The organism is Haloprofundus salinisoli (genome assembly GCF_020097815.1).
Lineage (GTDB): Archaea > Halobacteriota > Halobacteria > Halobacteriales > Haloferacaceae > Haloprofundus > Haloprofundus salinisoli.
Genome location: NZ_CP083664.1, coordinates 289,716 through 303,350, shown reverse-complemented (window position 1 = coordinate 303,350; position 13,635 = coordinate 289,716). Strand labels below are relative to the sequence as shown.

Annotated in this window: 12 protein-coding genes; 9 read left to right on the top strand and 3 right to left on the bottom strand. The window is 61.1% G+C overall.

Features of this window, described 5'->3' with window-relative positions; all coding sequences use genetic code 11:
- Positions 1 to 147: 147 nt before the first annotated feature.
- Together LAQ73_RS17155 and dgoD are read right to left on the bottom strand one after the other, a co-directional pair.
- Positions 148 to 990 (bottom strand): SDR family NAD(P)-dependent oxidoreductase, encoded by an 843-nt coding sequence (locus LAQ73_RS17155; protein WP_224270916.1) that lies wholly within the window; start codon positions 988 to 990, stop codon positions 148 to 150.
- A complete protein-coding gene (dgoD, locus tag LAQ73_RS17150; protein WP_224270915.1) occupies positions 984 to 2,138 on the bottom strand; it encodes a galactonate dehydratase in 1,155 nt (384 codons plus the stop codon). Before dgoD ends, LAQ73_RS17155 begins: the two co-directional genes overlap by 7 nt.
- A 377-nt stretch (positions 2,139 to 2,515) precedes the next feature.
- Between dgoD and LAQ73_RS17145 the strand changes: the two genes are divergently transcribed.
- The 9 genes from LAQ73_RS17145 to gfo6 all read left to right on the top strand — a co-directional run bounded on the left by LAQ73_RS17145 (position 2,516) and on the right by gfo6 (position 13,087).
- Complete coding sequence (locus LAQ73_RS17145; protein WP_224270914.1) at positions 2,516 to 3,619, top strand: Gfo/Idh/MocA family protein; 1,104 nt, start codon at positions 2,516 to 2,518, stop codon at positions 3,617 to 3,619.
- Positions 3,619 to 4,371 (top strand): hydroxypyruvate isomerase family protein, encoded by a 753-nt coding sequence (locus LAQ73_RS17140; RefSeq protein WP_224270913.1) that lies wholly within the window; start codon positions 3,619 to 3,621, stop codon positions 4,369 to 4,371. The genes LAQ73_RS17145 and LAQ73_RS17140 overlap by 1 nt, the downstream gene beginning before the upstream one ends.
- A gap of 239 nt (positions 4,372 to 4,610) precedes the next feature.
- On the top strand, positions 4,611 to 5,918 hold the full coding sequence (locus LAQ73_RS17135) for an extracellular solute-binding protein (RefSeq protein ID WP_224270912.1): 1,308 nt from the start codon (positions 4,611 to 4,613) through the stop codon (positions 5,916 to 5,918).
- 251 nt (positions 5,919 to 6,169) lie between these two features.
- Positions 6,170 to 7,189, top strand: coding sequence for a carbohydrate ABC transporter permease (locus LAQ73_RS17130; RefSeq protein WP_224270911.1), 1,020 nt, complete (start codon positions 6,170 to 6,172; stop codon positions 7,187 to 7,189).
- A complete protein-coding gene (locus LAQ73_RS17125; RefSeq protein WP_224270910.1) occupies positions 7,189 to 8,025 on the top strand; it encodes a carbohydrate ABC transporter permease in 837 nt (278 codons plus the stop codon). The genes LAQ73_RS17130 and LAQ73_RS17125 overlap by 1 nt, the downstream gene beginning before the upstream one ends.
- A gap of 10 nt (positions 8,026 to 8,035) precedes the next feature.
- The gene (locus LAQ73_RS17120; protein ID WP_224270909.1) at positions 8,036 to 9,166 is read left to right on the top strand and encodes an ABC transporter ATP-binding protein; all 1,131 of its coding nucleotides are present in this window, start codon (positions 8,036 to 8,038) and stop codon (positions 9,164 to 9,166) included.
- A 56-nt stretch (positions 9,167 to 9,222) separates the two neighbouring features.
- On the top strand, positions 9,223 to 11,268 hold the full coding sequence (locus LAQ73_RS17115; RefSeq protein ID WP_224270908.1) for a beta-galactosidase: 2,046 nt from the start codon (positions 9,223 to 9,225) through the stop codon (positions 11,266 to 11,268).
- A 5-nt stretch (positions 11,269 to 11,273) separates the two neighbouring features.
- Positions 11,274 to 11,942 carry a bifunctional 4-hydroxy-2-oxoglutarate aldolase/2-dehydro-3-deoxy-phosphogluconate aldolase gene (locus tag LAQ73_RS17110; protein ID WP_224270907.1) on the top strand — a complete coding sequence of 223 codons (669 nt, stop codon included), beginning with the start codon at positions 11,274 to 11,276 and terminating at the stop codon, positions 11,940 to 11,942.
- 65 nt (positions 11,943 to 12,007) lie between these two features.
- Positions 12,008 to 13,087 (top strand): D-xylose 1-dehydrogenase Gfo6, encoded by a 1,080-nt coding sequence (gene gfo6, locus LAQ73_RS17105; RefSeq protein ID WP_224270906.1) that lies wholly within the window; start codon positions 12,008 to 12,010, stop codon positions 13,085 to 13,087.
- A 100-nt stretch (positions 13,088 to 13,187) separates the two neighbouring features.
- Here gfo6 and LAQ73_RS17100 read toward each other — a convergent pair whose 3' ends face one another.
- Positions 13,188 to 13,604, bottom strand: coding sequence for a helix-turn-helix domain-containing protein (locus LAQ73_RS17100; RefSeq protein ID WP_224270905.1), 417 nt, complete (start codon positions 13,602 to 13,604; stop codon positions 13,188 to 13,190).
- Between the last annotated feature and the right edge of the window lie 31 nt (positions 13,605 to 13,635).

The following is a 13,635-nucleotide window of genomic DNA, read 5'->3' as shown; positions in this document are numbered from 1 at the left end:
TTGGCGGCTGATGTCGGAGTCAGCCGTCTCGCTAGAGAGCTGAATTCTCCACGTGTAGAGCGTTATCTCAGAACGGCGTTTCCCAATAGCGAACAACGGATACAGGCTCACCGACGAACGTCACGACTGATAGTATGCTGCCTCCTTCTACAGACGCTGTTTGTAGGACCTAAACGCGTCGTCGTCCATCACAACAGACCGGCCTCCGTCGACGAGGAGACTCTCGCCCGTGACGAACGCCGCGTCGTCGCTGGCCAGAAACGTCGCCACGCCCGCGACGTCGCCAGGTTGCCCGATTCGGTCGAGCGGATGCAGTTCCTCGACCGCCTCGTACCGACCGCCTTCGAGTTCCTCTCTCGTCCGTTCGACCTCTATCCAGCCCGGGTTGATCGTATTCGCGCGGATACCGAGCGGTCCGAGTTCCAGCGCCATCGCCCGCGTCATGCCGTTGATTCCGGCCTTCACGGCATTGTACGGGAAGTGTTCTGGCATCGTGACGAACGCGTGATTCGACGAGATGTTGACGATACTCCCGCCCGCAGGCATGTGGTCGATGGCGTGCTTGGCAGCTAACCAGTACGCGCGGAAGTCGGTCTCGAGAACGAACGACCAGTCGTCGAGTGTCGCCTCCTCGACGCTCGTCTCGGTTTGAACGCCCGCGTTGTTGACGAGGACATCGACACACCCGAACTCGTCGACGGTGCCCTCGACGAGTGATTCGATGGCTTCTGGGTCGCGCATGTCGCACTGGATAAACGTCGCGTCGCCCGTTGTCGGTGCGTTGTGTATCTCTCGGGCGACAGCCTCGCCCGCCGCTTCACTGCGACCAGAGACTACGACCGCTGCGCCCTCGGCCGCAAAACGGCGACAGATTCCTGCGCCGATCCCGCGCGTCGACCCGGTGACAATCGCGACCCGGTCGCTGAGGCGGCCGTCTCTCGACGCCAGCCCGACGCTGCCGTTATCGCCGCCGTCCGGGAGATTCACCATTCGGCGACGCTCCCGTCGTCATTACGCCACACAGGGTTGTGCCAATCGACGGTTTGTTCGGCCTGCTGTTCGACGTACTCCTCGTTGATTTCGATACCGAGCCCCGGTGAGTCAGGGATGTCGACGTAGCCATCGTCGTAGTGGAACACGTCCGGGTTCTGGAGGTAGTCGAGTACATCGCTCGTCTCGTTGTAGTGGATGTTGAGACTCTGTTCTTGGATAAGCGCGTTCGGCGAGCAGGCGTCAACGTGGATGCAGGACGCGAGCGCGATGGGTCCGAGGGGACAGTGCGGTGCGACGGCGACGTCGTAGGCTTCGGCCATCGCGGCGATTTTCTTCACTTCAGTGATACCGCCGGCGTGCGAGAGGTCCGGTTGGATGACGTCGACCGCTTGCGATTCGAATATCTCCTTGAAATCCCACCGTGAGAACATCCGTTCACCCGTGGCAATGGGAATAGTGGTGTGTGCCGCGATTTCGGGAAGTGCATCGTTGTGTTCGGGCAGCACTGGTTCCTCGATGAACATCGGCTCGAACGGTTCCAACGCGGCGGCGAGGCGTTTCGCCATCGGCTTCGAAACGCGCCCGTGGAAGTCGACGCCGATGTCGGTCTCCGGTCCGACGCGTTCGCGGACCTCTCGAAGTCTGTCGACCGCGGAGTCGACCGACGCAGGGTTGTCAACTCGACGCATCTCGGAGGTGGCGTTCATCTTCAGTGCCGTGAACCCTTCTGAGACTTTCTCCGCGGCGGCGTCGCCGACTTCCGAGGGTCTGTCGCCGCCGATCCACTGATACACGCGTACACGATTTCGCGCTCGGCCGCCGAGCAGTTCGTAGATAGGGGCGCCGAAGTGTTTGCCCTTGATGTCCCACAGCGCTTGGTCGATACCCGCGATAGCGCTCATCAGAATCGGGCCGCCGCGGTAGAAGCCGCCGCGGTACATCCGCTGCCAGTGATCCTCGATAGAGTGAGGGTCCTCGCCGAGGAGGTAGTTGTCCATCAGTTCTTCGACGGCCCTCTCGACCGTCTTCGCGCGACCTTCGACGACTGGTTCGCCCCAGCCGACCGTTCCGTCGCTCGTCTCGATACGCAGGAAGAGCCATCGTGGCGGTACTTCGTACAGGTCGTAGTCGATTATCTTCGTCATAGTTCTGTGTCGTTGTCGTAGTTTTTCACGGCAGCGGGTACCGCGGTCTACCGTGGTCGCCGCACACTGCCGGGTCGGTTCAGCCGAGTGTAATCCCCGACGTTGACCCAGTCCCGAACGTGAGGATATCGCCGATACGGGTTCGAGCGAAGACCGCACTCCTCGCTCGAACGAGTGCTATCCGCGACATTCGCTTCCATATGTCCCGGTGGTTAGCATAAAAGTATCGTATCCTGCACTTTCGGCTCCCATGTCGGCCGAACCCGAGCACGTGAGCCGCTTCGTCGCTGAGAGCTGGTCTCTCCACCCGTCTGGGCAGCGACCGCTTGTTGCCGTTTTGCGAAGCTCTTTACGTTGGAATCTGAGTGTTTTACAGGATGCCGTACACCGTAGCGGTAATTGGAACTGGCGCAGAGCCTGAGAACCCGGGGAGAGATGGGTACGCGATGGCGTATCACCACGCGGCCGGATACGAGAAACAGGACGATTGCACCTTGGCCGCCTGCGCGGATATCGTTCGGGAGAATGCCGAAGCTTTCGCGGCGGAGTTCGACCTCGACGACGACGCAATATTTGGGTCGTACGAGACGATGCTTCAGGAAGTCGAACCGGATATCGTCTCCATCTGCGTGCCGCCGGCGATTCACGAGCGCATCGCCATCGACTGTATCCGAAGCGGTGTCGTCGACGCGATTCACTGCGAGAAACCGATGGCCGACACCTACGGGGGCGCCAAACTCATGACACAGGAGGCGTCGCGCCACGGGGTCCAACTCACCATCAACCACCAGCGACGGTTCAGCGATGCAGTCAGAACCGCGAAGCAGTTGCTCGACGACGGTGAAATCGGCGAACTTCAGCGCGTGGAGTTTTCCGCTCCGGTCGGTATCTTCGACTACGGAAGCCACTCCTTCGACCTCTGTAACTACTTCAACGACGAGACGCCGGGTGAGTGGGTCCTCGGACAGATTCACTATGACGAAGAGAACATCCTCTTCGGCACGCACAACGAGAACCAGGCCATCGTCCACTGGGAGTACGAAAACGGCGTCCACGGCGTCGCCGCTTCCGACAGTACCGGAACCGGCGGGCCCACCGACGCGTTCCGCTGTCACAACCGACTCATCGGAACTGAGGGGACCATCGAAGTCGGACCCGAGAGAGAAAACGGCGAGGAACTGCCGGCATTGCGTATTCGCCGCGGCGGCGGTGACTGGGAGACTGTCGAAACCGAAGACGGACTCCACGGCTGGGAGTTCATCGACCGTGCCATCGCCGAGAACGTCCACTGTCTGGAGACGGGAGAAACGCCGGAACTCGGCGCGGAGAACGCGCTGAACGCCACCGAACTCATCTTCTCAGTATGGGAGTCGGCCCGTCGGCGGGGACGAGTCGACCTCCCACTGGATATCGACGACAATCCGCTCGCCGCGATGATCGAGTCGGGCGAACTCACGCCAAAGCCGGCGGGAGAGGACTGATGGTCGATTTCTCGGTCTGCATCGAGATGGTGTACGACGACGATCCGTTTCACGACCGCATCGGACGCGCCGCCGACGCCGGTGCCGGCGCGATAGAGTTCTGGGACTGGCGGGAGAAAGACCTCGGGGCGCTACGGGCAGCGGCCGACGACGCCGACATTCTTATCGCCGGTTGTACCGCGGGCGGCGTACTGACTGACCTCGGCGCGACCGACGAGACGGTCGAAACCATCCGCGAGTCGATCGCGACGGCGTCGGAACTCGACTGCCCGACGCTCATCGTCACGACGGGGCCCGATCAAGACGGCGCGAGTCGGGAGACCCAACACGAGAATATCGTCGAGATACTCGGTCGGGTCGCGAAAGAGGCCGAGGACGCGGATGTGACGCTCGTCGTCGAACCGCTGAACACAGCCGTCGACCACCCTGGCTACTATCTGACCGACACCGCCGAGGGGGTTGACATCGTCCGCGAAGTCGACTCTCCGAGCGTGAAGCTCCTCTATGACGTGTACCACCAGCAGGTGACCGAAGGCAACGTCATCGAGACCATCACCGAGAACATCGACCACATCGGGCACATCCATATCGCCGACGTTCCCGGCCGACACGAACCGGGGACGGGCGAGATTAACTACGAAAACCTCCTCGCGGCCATCGACGACGCCGGCTACGACGGGTACGTCGGATGTGAGTTCACCCCGACTGTCGACCCCGATAAAGCGCTAGCAGCTACGTTCGAACTCGACTAACTCTGAATCGCACACTGTTTGCCACGGTCTGGTGTACCGCAAGTCCTCGTACTGTCTCATCTACTATTTTCGCGCGTTCTCACGTCAGCCGGCCTGAATCGACACTCGTCTCGGATGTCGATAACCACTAATGATTATACACACCGGTATATTGATATAGCCCCTAGAGAAATGGTGTCACTGGAGAACCTATGCCAAAGTCTTCAGAGCCTAGTGCGCGTCGCCGCCAGCTACTTCAGATGCTCGGCGTTGCCGGCGCGGCCAGTTTAGCGGGATGTAGCGTCAGCACTGACGGCAACCAGAACGAGAACGGAGGAAACAGTTCACAGGACGGTGGCGGGTCGAGTTCGGAGATGGCCCAGTCGTCGACGGGATGGGGTTGGGACATCGCCGCCCGATCGCTGCAGGACGCCGCCGAAACGTATAACCAAGAGAACGATGCGGACGTCACCGTCGAGGAACTCGGCAGCGATTCCTGGGAGCAGCGGTTCCAGACCGCAATCACCAGCGGGAGTGGCGCGCCCGACTTCTCGGTCGTACAGAACTTCGACGTGACGAATTACGCGAGTGTCAACGGTCTCACCGACCTGACCAGCCGTATCGACGAGGCAGGTATTCGAGAAGACATCGTGAAGACGAAGTGGGGGACTGTCAGCCACAACGACGCGGTGTATGCAATTCCGTGGGACATCGGCCCGACAGGCGTATTCTACAAGCGTGATATATACGAGGAAGCCGGTATCGACGTAGAGAGTATCGAAACGTGGGACGACTTCATCCAGGCGGGACAGCAGCTTCCTGACGACGTTGCGATGGTGAACCTCCCACAAGGTGATATGGGTCAGACGTGGCGAATGTACGTGCGACAGCTCGGTGGACAGGCGTTCACCGACGACGGTGCCGTCGCTCTCGGCAGCGAAGAGAGCATACGTGTGGCTCAGTTGATGAAAGATATGAGTGACGCCGGAATTACGACTCGGATCGAACTGTGGTCCGGCAGTTGGTTTACTTCGTTCGCAGAAGGGACACTCGCATCGCTGCCAAGTGCAGCGTGGATGGACGGAACGCTCCGCGCCGAGCTGCCGGACTCCGCGGGGAACTGGGGCGTCTACAAACTCCCGGCGTTCGAGCCGGGCGGCAACCGTGCGTCGAACCGTGGCGGTTCGAACATGGCTATCCCCTCGCAAATCAGCGACCAGAGCGTCGTTAATCGCGCGTTCGACTTCTGTCTCTGGGCGATGACGACCCCAGAAGTCCAGAACACCATGCTGGAAAATTACGGCCTGTTCCCGTCGCTGAGTACGGCCTACGACGCCGATATCTACGACCGAGAACAGGATTTCTACGATGGACAGCCTATCTTCCGTCTGTTCGCGGAAGTGGCGACCGAGATTCAACCGTACAACTACACGACGGATTCACCCGAAGCGCAGGACGCGCTCGAAACCGAACTCGGCCGGATGCTTGACGGCGCGAAAAGTCCCGAGCAGGCGATGAAAGACGCCGCACAAACCGTCGCCGACCGGACCGACCGGGAACTCGCGTGACGACGGCGCCGACACCCGGACCGAGATAGACACGAACACATAGCTATAAGACCGACCGAAATGTCGATGCCATTACCACGGTGAGCCAACCCATGCCAGCAGTAACGAGCGACGAGTCCGAACGAACCACAGTCGGCCGACTTTGTCTCGCGGAGAACCGTCTCCCGATGAGCCTACGGTCGAAAACTACCGCACGCCCGGAGAACGACGCCCGTCTCACGTCGGACGACGGGGGGGTGTAGTCGCCGCGTATGGTACTCACCGCTATTCAGTCGACGCTTCGCTCGTCGACTACGTACCAACGGCTCTCCGACCGCGTGCGGTACGCGCGCCAAGATCTCTCCGGCGCAGTACCGACGGTGCCGGGACTGCCGTACCTCTACATATCGCCGTTTTTCATCCTTTTCGGAATCTTCCTCATGTTTCCGGCGGCGTACACGTTCTACCTGTCGTTTTTCAACTATATCGGTGTCTCCAACGACATCTTGTTGAGTATTCAGATGGGGCCGGTCATCGTTTCGATACCGGAGATTGCGAGACTCGAGTTCGTGGGGCTGAGCCACTACGAACGCCTCGTATTCAGGGACTCGCTGTTCCATCGGTCGCTGTTCAACACGGCGTTCATCTTCTTCGTGCAAGTGCCGACAATGGTCATCCTCGGACTGGCCACAGCGCTCGTGCTGGACGCGAAGTTCATCCGCGCGAAGGGACTGTTTCGGACGCTCATCGCGCTGCCGGTAGCGACGGGGCTGGTCGCGTACTCGACGATCTTCCTCCTCTTGTTCAACGGGCAGGTCGGACTCGTCAACTACGTGCTGGAGACCATCGGCGTCAGCGCGATTCCGTGGTTAGGAGACGGCTTCTGGGCGCGGATAACGCTCGTTATCGCGGTCACGTGGCGTTGGCTCGGTTACAACATGATCATCCTCCTCGCAGGTTTGCAGACGGTTCCGCAGCCACTCTACGAGGCCGCGGAAATCGACGGCGCGAGCCGCTGGCAGAAGTTCCGGTATGTCACGCTGCCGCAACTCCGGCCGGTGCTGCTATTCGTCATTGTCTCTTCGACAATCGGGACGTTCCAGATATTCGCCGAACCGTACGTCATCACCGGCGGCGGCCCGTCGAACGCGACCATCACCATCGTACAGTACATCTACAACCAGGCGTTCCTCCAGTTGAACCTGGGATACGCTAGCGCGGTGTCGGTCATACTCGTCGTCCTCGTGAGCATCATGTCGATAATCCAAATCAGATACGGGAGTGAATCGTAATGCACATCCGAGACCAAAGAGAAGCGCTCTGGAAGTTCGGAAGCTACATCTTCCTGCTCGTCATCACGGCGTTGGTACTGATACCCCTGTACTGGATGCTCGTCGCCGCGACGATTCCGCAGTCGGAGTTCTTCTCGTGGCCGCCGCGGCTGCTTCCGGGGGCGTACTTCCTCGAGAACTTCCGGGCGCTTCAACAGAACGTCGACTTCGTCAGGAGTATCGGCAACAGTATCATCATCGCAGTGACGTACACGATACTGTCGCTGATCCTCTGTTCGATGGCAGGTTTCGCCTTCGCGAAGTACGAATTCCGTTTCAAAGAGCCGCTGTTCTACTTCATCTTGGCGACGCTCGTATTGCCTATACAGCTGCTCATCATTCCGCTGTTCCTCCTGATGGTGCAGATCGGCTGGACGAACTCGTATCTCGCAGTGATTCTGCCGTGGGCGGCGAACCCGCTCGGCATCTTCCTGATGCGACAGAACATGAAGGCGATTCCGGACTCGCTTCTGGAGTCTGCACGCATGGACGGTGCCACCGAGTTCCAACTGTACTACAAGATTGCACTCCCGACGATGCTCCCGTCGTTGGCGGCGCTGGCAATTATTCTCTTCTTAAACCAGTGGCAGGCGTTCCTCTACCCGCTTGTCATTCTGCAGGATCCGCAGATGTTCACGATTCCGCTCGCGCTGGCGGACCTCGTCGGCCAACAGCGAGTGGCGTTCGACCAGATCATGGTGGGAACCTCGCTGGCCGTAACGCCCATTTTCGTCGTGTTCTTGACGCTCCAGCAGTACTTCATCAAGGGGATCCTCTCCGGTTCGGTCAAACAATAGGTGATCACATATGGCAAAAATCGACATCACGAACTTACGCAAGACGTTTGGTGAGAACGGCGAACAGATCGTTGCAGTCGACGACTTCAACCTGAAAATCGAAGACGGGGAGTTCCTCGTCTTCGTCGGTCCGTCAGGCTGCGGAAAGACGACAACGCTCCGGTGTATCGCCGGATTAGAAGACGTGACCAGCGGGACTATCGAGTTCGACGGGACAGACGTAACTGACAAACGCGCGCGCGAGCGCGACGTTGCGATGGTGTTTCAGAACTACGCGCTGTACCCGCACATGACCGTCCGAAAGAACATCGGATTCCCGCTTCGGCTCTCGACGAAGCAGACGACCGAGGAGATCGATTCCCGCGTTGAGAACGTTGCGGAGCTGCTCGGCATTGAGGACCTCCTGGAGAAGAAACCTAAGGAGCTCTCGGGGGGGCAACAGCAGCGCGTCGCCCTCGGCCGTGCCATTATCCGGGACCCGGAGGTCTTCCTGATGGACGAACCACTGTCGAATCTCGACGCGAAGCTCCGGTCGACGATGCGGACCGAACTTCAGGAACTCCAGCAGGAGCTGGGAGTCACCACCGCGTACGTGACCCACGACCAGACGGAAGCGATGGCCATGGGCGACAGGATCGTCGTGCTCAACGGCGGCGTGCTCCAGCAGGTCGGCACCGCGAGCGAAGTGTATCGCAGCCCCACCAACGAGTTCGTCGCCGGTTTCATCGGCAGTCCGAGCATCAACCTTTTCACAGCGGCGGTGGAGGGCAACACGCTCACCGGTCCCGGCGGCTTCTCCTACACGCTCGAAGACGAGTCGCTGGTCGAGGGACGAAGTCAGGTTCGCGTGGGCATTCGCCCGGAAGACTTGACGCTCGCGTCCGACGGTAGTCTCCCGAGCGAGGTGACCGTCGTCGAGCAGATGGGTAACGAGAACTTTCTCTACGCGAAGATGGACCACGTCGACATCACTGCTCGAATCCAGAGCGAAATCCGGCCTACCGAGGGTTCGGTCGTCGAGTTCGGCTTCGAAGAGGAAGACCTCTATCTGTTCGACGCAGAGACGACGGAGGCGATTAAGACGAAGACCGGCGAGACGGATATCGACTACGAACAGTACACGCGGACACAGAGCGTATAACACCGCTCTCCGACGAAAACACACGCTTTTATCATGACACAGAGAGACGCTCAGCCATGAAGACCGGAGTTTGCTATTTTCCGGAACACTGGCCCGAGGAGCGATTAGCGCGAGATATCGAGCAGATGGCCGACGCCGGCTTAGAGTACGTCCGCATGGGCGAGTTCAGTTGGTCACGACTGGAACCGGAGCCCGGTGACCTCGACTTCGAGTGGTTGAAAGACGCCGTCTCGCTCATCGGCGACCACGGAATGCAGGCGGTGCTCTGCACGCCGACGGCGACGCCCCCCAAGTGGCTGGTCGACGAGTATCCGGAAATTCGACAAGCGGAGGCAGACGGTACGCCTCGACATTACGGGAGCAGACGCCACTACTGCTACAACTCCGAAATCTACCGACGTGAGACGCGACGCATCACCGAGGCGCTGGCGGAGGCGTTCGCGGACGACCCCACCGTCGCCGGGTGGCAGACGGACAACGAGTACGGCTGTCACGGCACCATCCGGTGCTACTGCGACGACTGCGCGACGGCGTTCCGGCAGTGGCTCAAGGAGAAGTACGGCGACGTTGAGACGCTGAACGAGTCGTGGGGCAACGCGTTCTGGAGCCAAGAACTCAACTCGTTCGCGCAGGTCGACCCGCCGCGACACACCGCCGCGGACCACCATCCCGCCCGATTGCTCGACTACTACCGATTCAGCAGCGACAGCGTCGTCGAGTACAATCGTCTCCAAACCGAACTGCTCCGGGAGGCGAACGACGTCTGGTTCGTCACGCACAACTTCATGGGTCACTTCGGCGCGCTCGACGCCTACGACGTCTCCGAAGAGTTGGATTTCGCGTCGTGGGACTCGTACCCCACAGGCCACGTCCAGGAACGGTCGACGCCGGCGTCGACAGAACAGCTGCGCGTCGGCGACCCCGACCAAATCGCGTTCAACCACGACCTGTATCGCAGCGCCACCGGGTCGCCGTTCTGGGTGATGGAACAGCAACCGGGCGACATCAACTGGCCGCCGTACTCCCCACAACCCGGCGAGGGGGCGATGCGTCTGTGGGCGCAGTTTGCGGTCGCCCACGGCGCGGACGTCGTCTCGTACTTCCGCTGGCGGCAGTGTCTGATGGGACAAGAACAGTACCACAGCGGCCTCCTCGCGCCGGACGGCTCTCCCGACCGCGGCTATCGCGACGCAGCGCGGGCGGCGACGGAGTTCGCCGAACTGCTCGACGGCCGCGAGACTGAACCCGACGAGCAGACGACCGCGGGCTCGGAGGCGAACGTAGCCGTTCTCCACGATTACGACAACCTCTGGGCGCTGGAAATCGAACCCAACACGCCCGACTTCGACTACTGGGAGCACGCGGAGACGTACTACGCGGCGCTCCAAGCGCGCTCCGTGACCGTCGACGTCGTCCCTCCGTCGGCGGAGCTATCCGGCTACGACGCCGTCGTCGCCCCGACGCTCTACCTCGCAGACGACCACTTGGCGGACACGCTCGAATCGTACGTCCGCTCGGGCGGCGAACTCCTCGTAACGATGCGCTCGGGGGTGAAAGACCCGTACAACAAGCTCCACGAGACGCAGCAGCCGGGGCCGTTGACGGACGTGCTCGGCGCGGAGGTCACCCAGTTCGAGAGCATTCCCGAACGTATCGAGAGCCGCGTCAGCTACGGCGGCGAGCGGTTCGACTGCCACGTCTGGAACGACTGGCTCTCGCCGGTAGCCGATAGCGCCGACGTCGTCGGCCGTTACGATGGCGAACTCGCCGACGGCGAGGCGGCAATCATCCACAACACCGTCGGGGAGGGCTCGGTAGTCTACGTCGGCACGTGGCCGGAGGCTGCTCTCGCCGACGAACTGGTCGGCGATCTGTTGATCCGGGCGGATGTGGAGACGACACCGCGACTCCCTGACCAAGTTCGACTGGCCAGGCGGAACGGGTTGACGTGGGTGGCGAACTTCAGTTCGGACCCGGTGACGGTCGACGCCGACACAGACGCTCGATGGCTCGTCGGCGGCGAATCGGTCGACAGCTACGACGTCGCCGTTACCGACGCCGCTCCCGCGACGCTCTCCGTTCAGAAGGAGGAGCGAGAGTGAGCCCAATGACGACAGAGCCATCTACACAGTCCCAGTCGGCGTACGCCCGAATCGCCGAGAACGGGGTCATCGGAATCGTCCGCGGCGTCGACCCCGACCGAACCATCGACGTCGTCGACGCGCTGGTCGAAGGCGGTATCGACACCGTCGAGATAACAGCCGACACGGCCGGCGTCCTCGGCACGCTCGAAGCCGTCACCTCGACGTTCGACCATTCGGAGGTACTCATCGGGGCTGGAACCGTACTGGATAGCGAGACGGCGAGAGCGGTGCTACTGGCGGGCGCGTCGTTCGTCGTCACCCCGAGTTTCGACCCCGGCGTCGTCGAGACGTGTAACCGGTACGGTGCGGTCGTCGCACCTGGGGTACAGACGCCGACGGAAGCCGTCCATGCGTACGAGGCGGGCGCGGACTTGCTGAAGATTTTCCCCGCATCGTCGCTTGGGCCCGAATACGTTCGGAGCCTCGGCGGCCCGCTCCCGCAGTTGCCGCTCGTCCCGACCGGCGGCGTTTCACTCGACAACGTCGAAGCGTACGTCGACGCAGGGGCGACGGCCGTCGGCGTGGGTAGCAGTCTCGTCGATTCGGAGGCGATTGCTGCGGGAGAGTATGGGGTACTAACCGAGCGCGCAGAACAGTTCCGAGCGGCTATCGACCGCGCACGGTCGGACTAAGCGTTCGGCGACGTCGACGTTGTGACGGCCGGTAGCTTTTCGCGTTCGCCGCCCGCCGATATCGTATGGCTTTCACCGACTGGATGACCGACTACGCCGGCCGCGACTGGCAGCAGTCAGCGAGCGGGACGGTTCGCTACGCGCTCGTCGGACTCGGGTGGTGGACAACCGACGTTGCCTTACCGGCGATAGCGGCGGCGGAGCTCTGCGAGACGACCGTCGTCGTCAGCAGCTCCGCGGAAAAAGCGAGCCGAATCGCCGGGGAGCACGGTGTCGACTACGGCATCACCTACGACGACTACCACGAGGGTGTCGCCGCGGACGCGTACGATGCGGTGTACATCGCCACGCCGAACGCCTTTCACCTCGAATACGCCGAGACGGCCGCACAGCTCGACAAAGGCGTTCTCTGCGAGAAACCGATGGAAGCTAGCGTCGAACGCGCCGAGCGCATAGTCAACGTCTGCGACGACGCCGACGTTCCGCTGATGGTCGCCTACCGAATGCAGACCGACCCGGCGGTTCGGCGGGCGCGCGAACTCGTCGAAGATGGCTTCCTCGGCGAACCGGTACAGGTGTACGGCAACAACTCACAGCCGCTGTTAGAGATGATTCCCGACCGCAACCAGTGGCGACTGAATCCCGAGCTAACTGGCTACGGCGCGTCAGTGATGGATCTCGGCATCTATTCGATAAACACCGCCCGCTATCTACTTCGGCGCGATCCGGTAACGGTCGAAGCCCGGATGTCGTCGCCCCACGAGGCGTTCGATGCGGTCCCCGACGAACGGTCGTCGTTTCTTGCCGTCCTCGAAGGTGATGTACAGATGGTCTCCACCGCGAGCCAGCGCGCTCACGCGGATACCCAGCTGAAGATTACCGGTACCGACGGACAACTCGAACTCCGACCGGCATTTCACGGTCAATGCACGCTGTACGCCTCGAAAGGTGACGTAACAGCCGAGGTGTCTCACAGGTCGTTCGATGCGGTCGAAGAGATGACCGAAGAGTTCGACTACTTCGCCGACCGGCTGCTATCGGAGGCGATTATCTATCCGGACGGCGAACACGGCCTGACCGATCTACGAATTATCGAAGCTATCCACCAAGCGGCTGATACGGAAACGGCAGTCGGCCTCGACTGACGTCGTTCGACCCTCTTTCGCGAGCATTTCCGGTCAAAAATAATTGTACAACAGGTGACGGGCATAACCGCTCTACTTCGCCGTTTGAGTTCGAGTCTGCTTACGCGTATTGTCGGAGCAACCGTCGGACGTGGCCCCCAGAGTAGGTGACGCCGTAGCGTTTCTCGATGTGCTCTCGAAACATCGCAGTCGTCCACTCGTCGGCGTCGTAACCCAGTTCCGAAGGAGACGTTGCCGCGTCCGCTCGGAGTCCCGCGAGCGCTTCTTCTGAGGCCTTCGACGGGCGTCCCGGTCGACTCTCGTCGGTGATCGCGGCCTCGACGGAGTCGTTCTCGAACCGTCCTAACCACGAGTACAGCGTCGAACGGGGGATTCCGTACCGCCGGCTCAACTCGTCTACCGGCTGTCCGTCTTTGTAGTCGAGTGCGATGACGAGCCGTTTCGCCTCCTTCGCGTCCGTGGCGTTCGAGAGCGCATCTCGAAGACGGTCCGCCGAGACCTCGTCGAGTTTTCCCATGGGTTCGATACCCGCTCGATATCTAAATACT